Here is a 15338-nt window from a genome sequence, read left to right as displayed (position 1 = left end):
TTGTTCTGTTGGGTTTTCAAGACGGGATTAGATGCCTGAGCCGTCGTTCTCGCCATTTTCCTCGTGCAAACCGCACTCGCGCTTGAGGCCGAAGAAGCGGGTCTGCTCCTCGCTCATGCCCGGCTCCCACTTGGCGGTGGTGTGGACATCTCCCACCGAGAGATAACCCTGCTCCCACAGCGGGTGGTAGGGGAGCTCGAACTCCTTGAAGTAGTAGAAGACATCCTTGTTGCTCCAGTCGATCACCGGCAGGAACTTGAAGCGGCCGCGCTGGATGCCCAGCACCGGCAGCTTGCCACGGCTGCCGGACTGCTCCCGGCGCAGGCCGGAGAACCAGGTCTGGGCGCCGAGCTCACGCAGGGCGCGGTCCATCGGCTCCACCTTGTTGAGCTGGTTGTAGCGGGTGATCCCCTCCACCCCCTGCTCCCACAAAAGGCCAAATCGCGCCTCCTGCCAGGCTGGGCTGAGCTCGGCCCGGTAGATCTTCAGGTTGAGGGCGAGACGCTCGGTCAGCTCGTCGATAAAGCGGTAGGTCTCGGGGAAGAGATAACCGGTATCGGTCAGCACTACGGGCACGTCGGCCCGTTCGCGACTCACCAGATGGAGCATCAGCGCCGCCTGAATGCCGAAGCTGGATGAGAGCACATGCTCCCCCGGCAGATTGGCCAGGGCCCAGCGCACCCGCTCGGGGGCACTCATGGTATCCAGCTCCCGGTTGAGGGGCGCCAGCGCCTCGGCCTGCTCTTCACGGCCGAGGGCCAGCAGTGCCTGCAGGTCAAGGCGGCCATCTTCAGTGACATTAAGCGGCAGATTAAGCGGCATAGAAGTCCCTCGCAGAATCGATAACGGGGGCAATTACCCCAGCCCGGATCACGAAGTCGCCGAAGCACTCACCCTGATTGCGCTCTGTGGCCCAGCGGCCGATCAGCGCGTCCAGTTCGGCCAGGATCTGCGGCTCGGTGATGTTCTCCAGGTGCAGGCGCGGAATGCGGGTGCCCTCAAGGTTGCCCCCCAGATGGAGGTTGTAGCGGCCGGGCGCCTTGCCCACCAGACCCACTTCCGCCAGCATGGCGCGGCCGCAGCCGTTGGGGCAGCCGGTGACCCGGAAGATGATGGCGTCATCGGCCAGGCCGTGCTTGGCCAGTAAGCCTTCGATGTCGGTGACAAACGCTGGCAGCATGCGCTCCGCCTCGGCCATTGCCAGCGGGCAGGTAGGCAGTGCCACACAAGCCATGGACTGCTTGCGCTGCTCGCTCACGCCGTCATCCAGCAGGCCGTATTGGCGCGCCAGCCCTTCGATGCGGGCCTTCTCGCTGGCAGGCACCCCGGCGATGATCAGGTTCTGGTTGGCGGTCAGGCGAAAATCCCCCTGATGCACCTTGGCGATCTCCAGCATGCCGGTTTTGAGCGGCTTGCCCGGGAAGTCCAGCAGGCGGCCATTCTCGATAAACAGGGTGAGGTGATGCTTGCCGTCGATCCCCTCGACCCAACCGAAGCGATCGCCACGGCTGGTGAACTCATAGGGGCGAACCGGCCCGAACTGGATGCCAGCGCGGCTCTCCACCTCGGCCTTGAAGGCTTCGACGCCGACGCGCTCAAGGGTGTACTTGGTCTTGGCGTTCTTGCGGTTGACCCGGTTGCCCCAGTCGCGCTGGGTGCTGACCACGGCGGCTGCCACCTCCAGTACGTGGGAGAGCGGAATAAAGCCAAAGTCGCTCGCCTTGCGCGGGTAGGTGCTGGTGTCGCCGTGGGTCATGGCGAGCCCGCCGCCCACCAGCACGTTGAAGCCTACCAGCTTGCCGTGTTCGGCAATCGCCACGAAGTTGAGATCGTTGGCGTGGATATCCACGTCGTTATGAGGCGGGATCACCACAGAGGTCTTGAATTTGCGCGGCAGGTAGTTGGACCCCAGGATCGGCTCCTCATCCTGCCCCAGTTTTTCACCGTCCAGCCAGATTTCCACGTAGGCGCGGGTCTTGGGCAGCAGGTGCTCGGAGATCTTCTTGGCCCACTCGTAGGCCTCCTGATGCAGCTCGGACTCCACCGGGTTGCTGGTGCAGAGCACGTTGCGGTTCACGTCGCCCGCAGTGGCGATGGAATCGATGCCGGTGCTGTTGAGGGTCTGGTGCATCAGCTTGATGTCGCGCTTCAATACCCCGTGGAACTGGAAAGTTTGACGGGTAGTCAGGCGGATGCTGCCGTAGAGGCTGTGCTCTTCGGCGAACTTGTCGATGATTTGCCACTGGGCTGGGGTGATGATCCCACCCGGCAGGCGGGCACGCAGCATGACGTTGTGCAGCGGTTCCAGCTTCTGGGCGGCGCGCTCCGGGCGGATGTCGCGGTCATCCTGCTGGTACATGCCGTGAAAGCGGATCAGCTGGAAGTTGTCGCCGTTGAAGCCGCCAGTGAGCGGATCCTGCAGATCTTGCTCAATGGTGCCACGCAGGAAGTTGCTCTCGCGCTTGAGGCGCTCGTTGTCGGCCAGCGGCCCTTCGACCGGTCCCGCTTTTGGGTGAGAAAGAGGTTGTTTGCTCATCAATAGACATCCCTTTGATAACGTTTGGCACGACGCAATTCGCTCAAATACTCTTCTGCTTCCTCACGGCTCTTGTGGCCGTGTTCGGCAATTACATCCAGCAGGGCCTCCTGCACATCCTTGGCCATCTTGTTGGCGTCACCACACACATAGAAGTGAGCGCCTGCTTCCAGCCACTGGTAGAGCTCCTGGCCCGCTTCACGCAGACGGTCCTGCACATAGATCTTGTTGGCCTGATCCCGGCTGAAGGCCAGGGAGATCTTCGACAGCAGCCCCGATTTCACATAACGCTGCCACTCCACCTGATAGAGGAAATCCTGGGTAAAGTGGGGGTTGCCGAAGAAGAGCCAGTTCTTGCCCTCGGCCCCCTGCGCTTCCCGCTCCTGCATAAAGGCGCGGAACGGGGCGATGCCGGTGCCCGGGCCCACCATGATGACGGGGGTGTCGGGGTTTTGCGGCAGGCGGAAGTTGTCGTTGTGCTCGATGAATACCCGCACCTCGCCATCCTCAATCAGCCGATCCGCAAGATAGGAGGAGGCTGCGCCAGAGCGCACAGTGCCATCCTCCTGCGGGTAACGCACCACACCGACGGTCAGGTGCACCTCCTCTTCCACTTCGCTCTGGGCGGAGGCGATGGAATAGAGGCGTGGGGTGAGGGGTCGCAGCAGGCCAACCAGCTGCTCGGCCGTGAGCGCGGTCGGGAAGCGTTTCAGCACATCCACCACCTGAGCAGAGGCGACCAGTGCATTGACCTGGGCCTTGTCGCCAGCCAGATCTTTCAGCGCTGCGTTGTCCGATATATCAGCGAGCCCTGTGATAAAGCCGCCGTGCAGCCGGGTCAGTTCGAAGTGACCGGTCAGTGCGGTGCGCAAGGTGCCGTGGGCTGTGGCTTCATCGCCAGAGAGGCCGGTCAGGGCCAGCACTTCGCCCACCAGTTCGGCGTCATTGTCGAACCAGACACCGAGGGCATCCCCCGGCTGATAGGTGAGGCCGGAGTCGGCCAGATTGATTTCGATATGGCGGATATCCTTGGTGGAATCCCGGCCGGTGATCTTCTGATTGATCGACAGGCGGGCAGGGAAGGGGTTCTCCTTGCTGTACTGGCTGTGGCCAACCGCCTGCTGCACCGCGCTGGCTACGCTGTTGCTGGCAGCACCGGTAGAGAGGGTCGTGGCAATGGCGTTGAGCGCTTGTTCGCCCCACGACTTGGCTGCATCCTGATAATCCACATCGAGGCTGGCGAGCTCATAAATGCGCTCGGCTCCAGCGGTGGCGAGGAAGTTGTCAAAATCTTTGCCGGTCTGGCAGAAAAATTCGTAGGAGCTGTCACCCAGCCCCAGCACCGCGAACTTGAGGCCGTCCAGCTTGCCGATCTTGCCTTTTTTAAGCTGCTCGAACAGATCGACTGCGCTCTCCGGCGGTTCACCCTCCCCGTAAGTGCTCACTACCACCAGCAGATGGCTTTCTTTCTTGAGCTGCTTGGGTTTGTAGTCGGCCATCGACGCTAGGGTGGCCGGTAGACCACGGGCTTCGGCCTGCGCCTTGATGGCAGTAGCGACGCCTTTGGCGTTGCCGGTCTGGGAGCCGTAGAGAATGGTCAGGCTGCCGCTGGGCGCGGCCACGGCAGCGCTGGCTGCAACGCTTTGGTGACCGCTCTGGGAGAGGCCGTAGAGATATCCGCTCACCCAAGCCAGTTGCTGGGTATTGAGGGTCGAGATTACCTGACCCAGCTGACGTTGCTGCTCGTCAGAGAGGGGGGAGAGGTTGAATGGGGAATCCTTCAATTGCATCACACGCGTCTTCCATGGTCTGATTTTTGGCCAGATTAAAGGGCGTGTTGGATAACAACAAAGAATAAAAATGTCTTCTTTATTCTATTAATGCATTAAAAGGGCAGGGGTACGCCTGCTCCCGCAGAAAAAGAGGGGCGTGGTATAAAGAGCGTTAAATGAGAGCCACTTGATAACACAGGAAGCGCCATGTCGAATATCCGATTGTTTCATGTCAATGCGTTCAGTCAGCAGCCCCTTGGTGGCAATCCCGCGGTGGTCGTATTGGGAGCAGCCCTGCCTGATGCTAGCCAGCTGGCGATGGCGGCCGAGTTCAACCTCTCCGAGACAGCTTTTTTGGTACAACTTGGCAGAGCCCATTATCAGTTGCGCTGGTTCACGCCGAAAGTCGAGGTTGAGCTCTGCGGTCATGGCACCTTGGCGGCTGCTCATGTGTTGTGGCAGACAGGGGCGGTAGCTGCACACGAGACTATCCGCTTCGAGACCCGTAGTGGTGAGCTGCTGGCCCGGCGCCAAGATGAGTGGATTTGGCTCGATTTTCCACGTATCGCATTGGCTCCACTGACTCTGGACCTAGCCTATGCTGCCGCGCTCGGCTGCCAACCAAGACAAACCCTAGCGGCCGGAGCCAAGTTCTTGCTGGAACTGGCAAGTGAAGAGGAGATCCGTACGCTTTCGCCTGATTTTCATGCTCTGCGTGCTTTGCCGGGACGGGGGGTGATAGTGACGGCGCCCTCAAACGACTCGAACCATGACTTTGTCTCCCGCTATTTCGCCCCTTGGGTGGGCGTCGATGAGGATCCGGTTACTGGTTCCAACCACTGCGCTCTGGTGCCCTTCTGGGCCGAACGGCTTGGTAAACGGCAACTGCGGGCCCGTCAGATTTCGGCCCGTGGTGGTGAGTTACGGCTTGAACTGCAGGAGGCGCGGGTACTGATGGCCGGTCAGGCCGTCACCTTGTGGCAGGGAGAGTGGCTGCTACCGCCAGCCTCATAAGCGGTAAGCATTCGTCAATTGTTGTGAGCATTATAAAAAAACGCCCCGCAGTTGCGGGGCGTTTTTATTGGCTATCACGCTTGGGGTTGACCCAAGGGATTTAGCTGACTTCTGTGGGCCTTACTTCTGCGGACGCAGGGCCGGGAACAGAATGACGTCACGGATGGTGTGGCTGTTGGTGAACAGCATCACCAGACGGTCGATACCGATACCCTGACCGGCAGTCGGCGGCAGGCCGTGTTCCAGCGCGGTGACGAAGTCGGCGTCGTAGAACATGGCTTCGTCGTCGCCAGCTTCTTTCTGATCAACCTGATCCTGGAAGCGCTTGGCCTGGTCTTCTGCATCGTTCAGCTCGGAGAAGCCGTTGGCCAGCTCGCGGCCACCGATGAAGAATTCGAAGCGGTCGGTTACATCCGGGTTCACGTCGTTGCGACGAGCCAGCGGAGAAACGGCTGCCGGGTACTCGGTGATAAAGGTTGGTTGCAGCAGCATGTGCTCCACGGTCTCTTCGAAGATCGCGGTGATCACGTGGCCCAGCTCCCAACCCTTCATCAGCTCGATGTGCAGACGCTTGGCAACGGCCTTGGCGCTCTCGAGGGTAGCCAGATCATCCAGGGTCACATCCGGGTTGAACTTCAGGATGGACTCGACCATGGTGAGGCGCTGGAACGGCTGACCGAAATCGATGGTCAGGCCCTCTTCGCCCTCTTTGGCGTAACGGATCTTGGTGTCGCCCAGGATGTCCTGCGCCAGGGTGCGCAGCAGCTCTTCGGTCAGGTCCATCAGATCGATGTAGTCGGCGTAGGCCATGTAGAACTCGATCATGGTGAACTCGGGGTTGTGACGAACCGAGATACCTTCGTTACGGAAGTTGCGGTTGATCTCGTAGACACGCTCGAAGCCACCGACTACCAGACGCTTCAGATAGAGCTCCGGAGCGATACGCAGGTACATGTCGATGTCCAGCGCATTGTGGTGAGTGACGAACGGACGCGCGGAGGCACCACCCGGAATGACTTGCATCATCGGGGTTTCCACTTCCATGAAGCGCTTTTCGTTGAAGAACTTGCGGATACCGGCAACCACCTGGGTGCGGATCATGAAGGTCTTGCGGGACTCTTCGTTGGCGATCAGATCCAGGTAGCGCTGGCGGCAGCGAGCTTCCTGGTCGGTCAGGCCTTTGTGCTTCTCGGGCAGCGGACGCAGTGCCTTGGTCAGCAGGCGGATATCGGAAACGTGAACGGAGAGCTCACCGGTCTGGGTCTTGAACAGGGTACCTTCGACACCCACGATGTCGCCCAGATCCCACTTCTTGAACTGCTCGTTGTAGAAACCTTCCGGCAGGTCGTCACGGGTGACGTAGACCTGGATCTTGCCGGCCATGTCCTGCAGGGTGGCGAAAGAAGCCTTGCCCATGATCCGGCGGGTCATGATGCGACCGGCAATCTTCACCCGTTTACCCAGGCTCGTCAGCTCCTCGGCGCTTTTGTCGTCGAACTCTGCGTGCAGATCGCCAGAGAGGCTGTCGCGACGGAAGTCGTTGGGGAAAGGATTACCCTGGGCGCGCAGGGCGGCCAGCTTGGAACGACGCTCGGTCATCTCGTTGTTGAGTTCGAGAGTTTGGTCGACTTCCGGAGTGATGGTTTGTTCAGACATGGTGATTCCTGCTTGTTTACAGACCTGATTTCAGGCTGGCTTCGATAAACTTGTCCAAGTCACCGTCGAGCACCGATTGGGTATTACGGGTTTCGACGCCGGTGCGCAGATCCTTGATACGGGAGTCATCCAGCACATAGGAACGGATCTGGCTGCCCCAACCGATATCAGACTTGGTCTCTTCCAGGGCTTGTTTCTCAGCGTTCTGCTTCTGAATTTCCAGCTCGTAGAGCTTGGCTTTCAGCTGCTTCATACACTGGTCTTTGTTTTTGTGCTGGGAACGGTCGTTCTGGCACTGTACCACGACACCGGTCGGTACGTGGGTAATACGCACCGCGGATTCGGTTCGGTTAACGTGCTGACCGCCGGCACCGGAGGCACGGTAGACGTCGATCCGCAGATCCGCCGGGTTGATCTCGATATCGATATCGTCGTCGATCTCGGGGTAGACGAACACAGAACAGAAGGAGGTGTGACGGCGGCCACCGGAATCGAACGGAGACTTGCGAACCAGACGGTGTACGCCGGTTTCGGTACGCAGCCAGCCGAACGCATATTCGCCGGTGAACTTGATGGTGGCGGATTTGATGCCGGCCACGTCGCCTTCGGAGCATTCAATCAGCTCGGGCTTGTAGCCGTGGGCATCGCCCCAGCGCAGGTACATGCGCAGTACCATGTTGGCCCAATCCTGTGCTTCGGTACCACCGGAGCCGGACTGGATGTCGATATAGCAGTCGGAGCCGTCGTGCTGACCGGAGAACATGCGGCGAAACTCGAGATCCACCAGCTTGGCTTCCAGTTGTTCGGATTCGGCGATGGCTTCGTTGAAGGTCTCTTCGTCTTCCCCTTCCACGGCCAGGCTCACCAGCATCTCGACGTCATCCACGCCCTGGGTCAGGGTGTCGATGGTGCCGACCACGTTTTCCAGCGCTACGCGCTCTTTGCCCAGCGCCTGTGCGCGCTCGGGTTCATTCCATACGTCCGGCTGTTCCAGCTCGGCGTTGACCTCTTCTAGACGCTCTTTCTTGGCGTCATAGTCAAAGGTACCCCCTAAGAAGCTCGGTCCGCTCAGACAGCTCCTTAAGTTTATTTAATACGGGATTAACTTCGAACATCGTGAAAACTCTCAGGGTCGATGTGATTTAAAAACGGGATATTCTAGCCAATTGTGGAAGGAATAAACAGGGTTGCCTTGGCTTGTGCGGCTCATGCCGTCAATTTCTGGTGCACTTTTCTCCACCTCGGTAGAAAATATCGCCCGCAGACCCATTTTCAGGTTCAGTTTTGGCCATTCGGGTCGCTAATGACTACGTGTAGTGTTGTGCAATTTAGGGAAAAACCCGCTCCTCACCTCAATAAGAAGAACACATGATGAAAAACCTGTCACTCAAGCAGAAGATACTGTTGTCAGTGGTGATCGCCCTTTCGTTGGTGATTTTGTTGCTCTCCTGGCAGAGCTATAGCAGCCAGAAGTCCCTGTTGCTGCAAGGCAGCCAGGAGCAGTTGCAACGGCTGGGTACCCAGCAGGCCGAGCGTGTCAGCGACTGGCTCGCAGCGCGCCGCGATGTGATCCAGGCGCTCGGCAACAAGGCCGGTGCTGACCCCCTCAATGCCTTGCAACAGGCACAAGTCTCCGGCCGTTTCCAGCTCACCTATTTCGGTGAGAGCAGCGGCAAGATGAATGACTCCGATCCCTCCATCAACCGCGATGGCTACGACCCGCGCTCCCGTGGCTGGTATCAGGAAGCAATGGGCAAGGGCGGCCTGATTGTCACCAAGCCCTATCTCGACGTGGCTTACAACATCATGGTGGTGACCCTGGCCCAGCCGGTTTCTGGCGGGGTAGTCGGTGGTGACCTCTCCATCGCCTCGCTGGTGGAGGACGTCACCAAGATGAAGCTGCCGGCCGATGGTTTTGCCATCATGATGCACAAAGACGGCACCATCATCGCCTACAAGGATGCCGCCAAGGCGATGAAACCGGCCACCGAGATCGACAACGATCTGACCAATGCGCTGATCGAGCAGAGCAAGGCCAGCAACGGTCTGGTGGCGGCCTACTTCGACAACGAAGGACGTGACAAGCTGCTGTGGGCGGTCGATATCCCCGACACCGACTGGGAACTCGTGTTGGTGCTGGACAAGGCCGCGCTGGAAGCGCCGCTCTCCTCCCTGCTGATGACCCAGCTGGGCATGGCGCTGCTGGTGCTAGTGGGCAGTATCCTCGCTATCTCCTGGCTGGTCAGCATGCTGCTGGGCCCGCTCAGCAAGGTCTCCCAGGCACTGGCACGCATTGCCGATGGTAACGGCGATCTGACCCAGCGCATCAAGATCGATGCCAACGATGAAGTGGGTCAGCTGGCGAACAGCTTCAACCGCTTCGTCGGCAGCCAGCACCAGCTGATCGGTAATATCCGCCAGCTGGCCAACGAGCTGAACGCCGATGCCGAGCGCAGTCTGGTGACCAACCAGGCCGCGGTGGACGAGCTGCAGCGTCAGCAGCAGGAGGTGAACATGGTCGCCACTGCGGTCACCGAGATGGCGAGCGCCACCATGGAGATCGCCGGCAACGCCGAGAACACCGCCGCCGCTGCCCAGCAATCTGCCCAGAGCAGTGAGCAGGGCAAGATGCTGGTCAACAAGACCCGCCAGTCCATCAATGGTCTGGCTGAAGAGGTGGGGCAGGCGACCGAGGTGATCGGCGAGCTGAGCCGTCACGCGCAGGCGATCACCAGCATTCTCTCCACCATTCAGGGGATTGCCGAGCAGACCAACCTGCTGGCGTTGAACGCGGCCATCGAAGCGGCCCGTGCTGGTGAGCAGGGTCGTGGTTTTGCGGTGGTGGCTGACGAGGTGCGGGTGCTGTCTCGCCGTACTCAGGACTCCACCCAGCAGATCCAGTCCACCATCGAGACCCTGCAACAGACCACCGCCCGCGCGGTGAGCCTGATGCAGACCAGTCAGGGGCTGGCGGACAACAGCGTGCAGGATGCGGATCAGGCGGTGCGCGCACTGGAAGAGATCACCAGTGCCATCTCCCTCATCTCCGACATGGCGGGCCAGATCGCCACTGCCGCTGAGGAGCAGACCCAGGTGACCGGCGAGATCACCCAGAACACCACCGCCATCAAGGATGTGAGTGACGAGATCACCGCCGCCGCCATGCGCGATCTGGATCAGGCCCAGAGTCTCAAGGGACGGGCAGCTGACCTTAACCAGCAGGTGTCGACCTTTATCCTGTAAGGTGCAACTCTCGGCCTGTTCCGGCTGAGATAAAAAAGCCCCGCCCTCTGTCGAGTGCGGGGCTTTTTGTTGTTCGGGGAAGTGCGGGATATAGGGATTCCGGGTTGCTCGCGGGTCACCCTGGTGGCGGATACGAGCCCCGGCTCTGCCTGCGTCACCTGGCGAGTCGATAACAAACAAAGAGCCCACCGAAAGGTGGGCTCTGATCATATACGTCTGACGGAAAGGGAATTACAGGAATGGCATCGCCATAAACAGCTTGATCACCATGGCGTTGATGATGTCGATAAAGAAGGCGCCTACCATGGGCACCACCAGAAACGCCAGGTGGGAGGGACCGAAGCGCTGGGTGATGGCCTGCATGTTGGCGATGGCGGTCGGGGTGGCCCCGAGGCCAAAGCCGCAGTGACCTGCCGCCAGTACGGCAGCATCGTAATTTTTGCCCATCACCCGGAAGGTGACGAAGGTGGCGTAGAGCGCCATCGCCACGGTCTGGGCGGCCAGCAGGATGAAGATGGGCAGCGCCAGGCTGGCCAGATCCCACAATTTCAGGCTCATCAGTGCCATGGCGAGGAACAGCGACAGGCTGACGTTGCCCAGCAGGGAGACCTCGCGATCGCTCACCTCATGCCAGTTCAGCAGGGTCAGGACGTTGCGCAGCAGCACGCCGACAAACAGCACGCAGACAAAGATCGGCAGCTCGAAGGCGCCCCCTTTGAGGGAAGCAGAGAGCAGCTCGCCGCCTTTGAGGCTGATGGCGATCAGCGCCAGCGTTTCGATGACGCTGAAAGTGGTGAGGGGGCGCTCCATGTCGGGCATTTCGAAGCCCTGAGGGGCCTCATCCTGATTGTGCTCCTCACCGGGCACCTGCACTTTCTTCACCAGATAGCGAGCCACCGGGCCGCCGATCAGGCCGCCCAGCACCAGACCGAAGGTGGCACAGGCGATGGCGAGTTCGGCAGCGGATTGCACGCCGTATTTCTCGGAGAAGGTGGCACTCCAGGCCGCACCGGTGCCGTGGCCGCCGGAGAGAGTGATGGAGCCGGCCAGCAGCCCCATGTGGGGATCCAGACCGAGCAGGGTCGCCAGACCGACACCCAGACTGTTCTGCACCAGCAGCAGGCCGGTGACCACCATCAGGAAGGTAACCACCGCCTTGCCGCCGCGTTTCAGGCTGGCGAGATCGGCGGAGAGACCGATGGAGGCGAAGAAGGCCAGCATCAGCGGGGTTTGCAGGCTGGTATCAAATTGCAGCTCCATCTGCAGGGTGGAGCGCAGCAGTAGCAGTACCAGCGCGACCACCAGGCCGCCGGCTACCGGTTTGGGGATGTTGAAGGTACGCAGCAGCCCGACTCGGGTAACCAACACCCGGCCAAGCAGCAATACCAGAGTGGCAGCGACCAGCGTTGCGTAGGAATCAAGTTGTAACATTCAGTACTCCCATGTTGATTGGCTGTGTCTTTCATAGCAAAAGACTTACAGATTCAGCCGGGATGAAAACAGTGTGGCTTATGTGCCAGCAAAGAAGGGGAAACATCTCCCCGCCCCAGGAAAGATGGGGCTTGTGCGGGCCTGAAATGCTCAGGCATCCAGATGAGATTTTAGTAAAATCCGGCGGATTGTAGCAAAAAGCATCGTTTAATTCCATCTTTGTCGTATTAATGCTCGTTTTAGTGGTTTATTGTGATATTTAACACTATGTAGGTAGAGGGCAGAAAAGCCGAAAAGGGTGCATGGAACGGCTGTCATTTGGGGCGCCAGTCTCTATAATTCGCCGGTTTCCGCTGCACGCAGAGGCGCTGGCGGGCGTTGACATTGTGGTTCACCCCGACATGGTTCATGTTTTGGCGGTGTTCACTTCATCAAGAGGAGAGGGTGTGAAGAAGTCTATCTACATTGCCTACACAGGCGGCACCATTGGGATGCAGCGTTCCGATCACGGCTACGTGCCGATGGCGGGCTTTATGGAAGACTGTCTGGCGCGGATGCCCGAGTTCCACCGCCCCGAGATGCCGGATTACTATATCCACGAATATGCGCCCCTCATCGACTCCTCCGACATGACCCCGGCGGATTGGCAGCGCATCGCCGAGGATATTCGCGACAACTACGAGAAATACGATGGTTTCGTGATCCTGCATGGCACCGACACCATGTCGTTCACCGCCTCGGCGCTCTCCTTCATGCTGGAAGATCTGCACAAGCCGGTCATCATCACCGGCTCCCAGATCCCGCTGGCCGAGCTGCGCTCCGACGGTCAGCAGAACCTGCTCAACGCCCTCTATATCGCGGCCAACTACCCGATCCACGAAGTGACGCTGTTCTTCAACAACCAGCTCTATCGCGGCAACCGCAGCAAGAAGGTGCACGCCGACGGCTTCCACGCCTTCGACTCCCCCAACTATCCGCCGCTGCTCAATGCCGGGATCGCCATCTCGCTGGAAGCGGGCGAGTTGGGCGTGCCGTCCGAGCGGCCGCTGGTGCTGCACGACATCACTCCCCAGCCCATCGGCGTGGTGACCCTCTATCCGGGTATCTCCAGTGAGGTGATCGCCAACATCCTGCAACAGCCGGTGAAGGCGCTGATCCTGCTGTCGTTCGGGGTCGGCAATGCGCCGCAGAACCCGGCCATGCTGGCGCTGCTCTCCGAGGCTTCGGCCCGCGGCGTCATCATCGTCAACCTGAGCCAGTGCCTGCACGGCAAGGTCAATATGGGGGGGTATGCTACCGGCAACGCCCTGTCGCGGGCCGGGGTTATCTCGGGCTTTGATATGACCGCCGAAGCGGCGCTCACCAAGCTCCACTTCCTGTTGAGCCAGGATTTGCCATCCCACAGAATTCGCGAGCTGATGCAGCAGTCCCTGCGCGGGGAGCTGACGCCCTGAGAAACTGTCCGCGACCTTACTGCGAAGCCGTGATCAAGGCTCATGTGCTGCTCGGAATCCTCATGTATGTATATACACTCCGGTTCCTGCGCTGCTCTTCACCTTGCTGACGTCTTCTCGCTACAGGTCGTGAACAGCTTCTGACCTCCCTACCATGGGGAGAGTGGAAAAAGAGGGGAGCCATAATGGCTCCCCTCTCTGTTGTGGCCGCCGTGAGCGGCCTGCCGGGTCAGGCTCAGTGGTTGAGGTCGACCCGGACTATCTCTTCCTCGTCGCGATACTGACGTTTGAGCTCGCTCTTGCTCTTCATCACGATCTCGCCGTCGCGGCCGATGTTCATATGCTCCGGGTTGTCGAGATGCATCGCCTGCCAGGCCATCACGGCTTGCAGGGAGGTGGCCTTCTGCTCGTCGGTGAGGGGCTTGCCATCGGGCCACTTGCCCAGCTCGACTGCGGTTTTGAGCCGCTCGTACACCTCTGCGGGCATCTGCCTGATTGCTTGCAAAAACTCACCCTGTTGAAACGACATCCGGCCTTCTCCTTGAACTATTGAGCCATAAACAGCGGGATCTGATGGGCTATGCAGGTAGACCCTATCGGTCTATGCCGGCAGATCCTGGCGGACTACGCCAGCCATCTGCTCCATCACCCGCACTACCTGACAACTGTACCCGAATTCGTTGTCATACCATACGTAGAGCACACAGTGATCCCCCTCGGCGATGGTCGCCTGGGAGTCGACGATACCCGCATAACGGGAACCCACCATGTCGGAGGAGACCAGCTCGGTACTGGCGCTGAAGTCGATCTGGCGATGCAGGGCCGAGCTTAACGCCATCTGCTGCAGATAGGCGTTGAGGCTCTCCCGCTCGGTGGCCTGCTCCAGCGACAGATTGATAATCGCCAGCGACACATTGGGGGTCGGCACCCGGATGGCGTTGCCGGTCAGCTTGCCCTTGAGCTCGGGCAGCGCCTTGGCCACCGCCTTGGCGGCGCCGGTGCTGGTCATCACCATATTGAGGGCGGCGCTGCGACCGCGGCGCTCGCCTTTGTGGTAGTTGTCGATGAGGTTCTGATCGTTGGTGTAGGAGTGGACCGTCTCCACGTGGCCGTGGCGGATGCCAAACCGCTCCTGCATTACCTTGAGCACCGGGGTGATGGCGTTGGTGGTACAGGAGGCGGCGGAGATGATCCTGTCATCCGGGCCTATCACCTCATGGTTGACCCCGAACACTACGTTCTTCATCTCCCCTTTGCCGGGGGCAGTCAGCAGCACCTTGGCGGCGCCACGTGCTTTCAGATGCTCGGAGAGGCCTGCCTCGTCACGCCAGACGCCGGTGTTGTCGACGATCAGCGCATCGTGAATGCCGTAGGTGGTGTAGTCGATGTCGGCCGGGCTATTGGCGTAGATCACCTGAATGAAGGTGCCGTTGGCGATGATGGCGCTGCGCTCCACATCCACCTCGATGGAGCCGTTGAAGGGACCGTGCACCGAGTCGCGGCGCAGCAGGCTGGCACGTTTCTCCAGATCTCCGTCGCGACCGCCACGTACCACGATGGCGCGCAGGCGCAGCGGGTTGGCGGCGCCGGTGCGCTCGATCAGCAGGCGGGCCAGCAGGCGGCCGATACGGCCAAAGCCGTAGAGCACCACGTCGGTCGGCTGCGGCATCTGGCTGTGGCCAAGGGCCGGTGCCAGTCGCGCTTGCAGATAGTCCTCGATCCCCGCTTCATCCTGATGCTCCTGCCAGTAGCCGACTGCCAGCTTGCCAAGGTCAACCTCGGCGGCGGTGGGTTTGAGGGCAACGATGGCCTGAAGCAGGGGGAAGCTTTGCTGGATGGGGAGGGGGGCGCCCTGGTGGCGGCGGACGACCCGGTGGGCCTTGAGGATATCGATGGTGGAGGCGTTTTGCAGCGGGCGGCCGTAGAGGGTGATCTCGACCCCTTGTTGTCGGTAGAGGCGACCAATCAAGGGCTGCATGGCTTCGGCGAGCTCCTGGCTCTCCTGCCACGCTTGCAAGTAGTGCTCGTGGGTCATTGACCAGATCCTTTATTTCACGTTGTTGGTGTAAATAGAAAATTCGTCGAATGCAGATCAGTGTAGGGGTGTATATTTCGTTATATTATTCTGCAATCGCGGCCTTATATGGCGCGCGCATTGTAATGGATATGTAACCGGTTTGCTAGCCGGAGGTGGCCCGTAAAGGCGCCAGTTGTTACCAACCCGCGTTACCA

Annotated in this window: 11 protein-coding genes; 3 read left to right on the top strand and 8 right to left on the bottom strand. The window is 60.0% G+C overall.

Annotated features, from left to right (window positions below; translation table 11 throughout):
- Positions 1-27: 27 nt before the first annotated feature.
- From LRL22_RS10025 to LRL22_RS10015, 3 genes are read right to left on the bottom strand one after another with little or no spacing between them, the layout of a single operon-like run.
- Entirely contained in the window at positions 28-822 is a 795-nt protein-coding gene (locus tag LRL22_RS10025) for a phosphoadenylyl-sulfate reductase (RefSeq protein WP_270905315.1), read from the bottom strand.
- Positions 812-2536 carry an assimilatory sulfite reductase (NADPH) hemoprotein subunit gene (cysI, locus tag LRL22_RS10020; RefSeq protein WP_270905314.1) on the bottom strand — a complete coding sequence of 575 codons (1725 nt, stop codon included), beginning with the start codon at positions 2534-2536 and terminating at the stop codon, positions 812-814. The genes LRL22_RS10025 and cysI overlap by 11 nt, the downstream gene beginning before the upstream one ends.
- Positions 2536-4326 (bottom strand): assimilatory sulfite reductase (NADPH) flavoprotein subunit, encoded by a 1791-nt coding sequence (locus tag LRL22_RS10015; protein WP_270905313.1) that lies wholly within the window; start codon positions 4324-4326, stop codon positions 2536-2538. Before LRL22_RS10015 ends, cysI begins: the two co-directional genes overlap by 1 nt.
- Before the next feature lie 189 nt (positions 4327-4515).
- On the opposite strand from LRL22_RS10015, the gene LRL22_RS10010 reads away from it, so the two are divergent.
- On the top strand, positions 4516-5322 hold the full coding sequence (locus tag LRL22_RS10010) for a PhzF family phenazine biosynthesis protein (protein WP_270905312.1): 807 nt from the start codon (positions 4516-4518) through the stop codon (positions 5320-5322).
- Positions 5323-5442: 120 nt separating this feature from the next.
- On the opposite strand, the gene lysS is transcribed toward LRL22_RS10010, so the two are convergent.
- Both lysS and prfB read right to left on the bottom strand, forming a co-directional pair.
- Positions 5443-6978: a lysine--tRNA ligase gene (lysS, locus tag LRL22_RS10005; RefSeq protein WP_005335201.1), complete on the bottom strand. Its 1536-nt coding sequence runs from the start codon at positions 6976-6978 to the stop codon at positions 5443-5445.
- 16 nt (positions 6979-6994) lie between these two features.
- Positions 6995-8093 (bottom strand): peptide chain release factor 2 gene (gene prfB / locus LRL22_RS10000; protein ID WP_100645262.1). Its coding sequence is split into 2 segments (ribosomal slippage): positions 6995-8017 and positions 8019-8093, totalling 1098 coding nucleotides; the frame shifts between segments, so codons are not numbered across the junction.
- Between the two features lie 256 nt (positions 8094-8349).
- Here prfB and LRL22_RS09995 point away from each other — a divergent pair.
- Positions 8350-10221: a methyl-accepting chemotaxis protein gene (locus LRL22_RS09995; protein WP_270905342.1), complete on the top strand. Its 1872-nt coding sequence runs from the start codon at positions 8350-8352 to the stop codon at positions 10219-10221.
- A gap of 231 nt (positions 10222-10452) precedes the next feature.
- On the opposite strand, the gene gltS is transcribed toward LRL22_RS09995, so the two are convergent.
- Positions 10453-11652: a sodium/glutamate symporter gene (gltS, locus tag LRL22_RS09990; RefSeq protein WP_270905311.1), complete on the bottom strand. Its 1200-nt coding sequence runs from the start codon at positions 11650-11652 to the stop codon at positions 10453-10455.
- 446 nt (positions 11653-12098) lie between these two features.
- Between gltS and ansA the strand changes: the two genes are divergently transcribed.
- Positions 12099-13106 carry an asparaginase gene (ansA, locus tag LRL22_RS09985; protein WP_204477630.1) on the top strand — a complete coding sequence of 336 codons (1008 nt, stop codon included), beginning with the start codon at positions 12099-12101 and terminating at the stop codon, positions 13104-13106.
- 235 nt (positions 13107-13341) lie between these two features.
- Here ansA and LRL22_RS09980 read toward each other — a convergent pair whose 3' ends face one another.
- Both LRL22_RS09980 and LRL22_RS09975 read right to left on the bottom strand, forming a co-directional pair.
- Entirely contained in the window at positions 13342-13635 is a 294-nt protein-coding gene (locus tag LRL22_RS09980) for a YeaC family protein (RefSeq protein ID WP_011707127.1), read from the bottom strand.
- 72 nt (positions 13636-13707) lie between these two features.
- The gene (locus tag LRL22_RS09975) at positions 13708-15141 is read right to left on the bottom strand and encodes a glyceraldehyde-3-phosphate dehydrogenase (protein ID WP_270905310.1); all 1434 of its coding nucleotides are present in this window, start codon (positions 15139-15141) and stop codon (positions 13708-13710) included.
- Positions 15142-15338: the final 197 nt, after the last annotated feature.

It is taken from the genome of Aeromonas sp. PI_26 (assembly GCF_027854445.1).
Taxonomy (GTDB): Bacteria; Pseudomonadota; Gammaproteobacteria; order Enterobacterales; family Aeromonadaceae; genus Aeromonas; species Aeromonas veronii.
Note: the sequence above shows the minus strand (reverse complement) of the source record. Positions and strands in the feature narration are given on the sequence as shown.

Excerpts from the sequence above, each read along its gene's own strand:
- LRL22_RS10015 (WP_270905313.1), bottom strand. The coding sequence starts at position 4,326 with ATGCAATTGAAGGATTCCCCATTCAACCTCTCCCCCCTCTCTGACGAG.
- LRL22_RS09980 (WP_011707127.1), bottom strand. The coding sequence starts at position 13,635 with ATGTCGTTTCAACAGGGTGAGTTTTTGCAAGCAATCAGGCAGATGCCC.
- LRL22_RS10010 (WP_270905312.1), top strand. The coding sequence starts at position 4,516 with ATGTCGAATATCCGATTGTTTCATGTCAATGCGTTCAGTCAGCAGCCC.
- gltS (WP_270905311.1), bottom strand. The coding sequence starts at position 11,652 with ATGTTACAACTTGATTCCTACGCAACGCTGGTCGCTGCCACTCTGGTA.
- LRL22_RS09975 (WP_270905310.1), bottom strand. The coding sequence starts at position 15,141 with ATGACCCACGAGCACTACTTGCAAGCGTGGCAGGAGAGCCAGGAGCTC.
- LRL22_RS09995 (WP_270905342.1), top strand. The coding sequence starts at position 8,350 with ATGAAAAACCTGTCACTCAAGCAGAAGATACTGTTGTCAGTGGTGATC.
- LRL22_RS10025 (WP_270905315.1), bottom strand. The coding sequence starts at position 822 with ATGCCGCTTAATCTGCCGCTTAATGTCACTGAAGATGGCCGCCTTGAC.
- lysS (WP_005335201.1), bottom strand. The coding sequence starts at position 6,978 with ATGTCTGAACAAACCATCACTCCGGAAGTCGACCAAACTCTCGAACTC.
- cysI (WP_270905314.1), bottom strand. The coding sequence starts at position 2,536 with ATGAGCAAACAACCTCTTTCTCACCCAAAAGCGGGACCGGTCGAAGGG.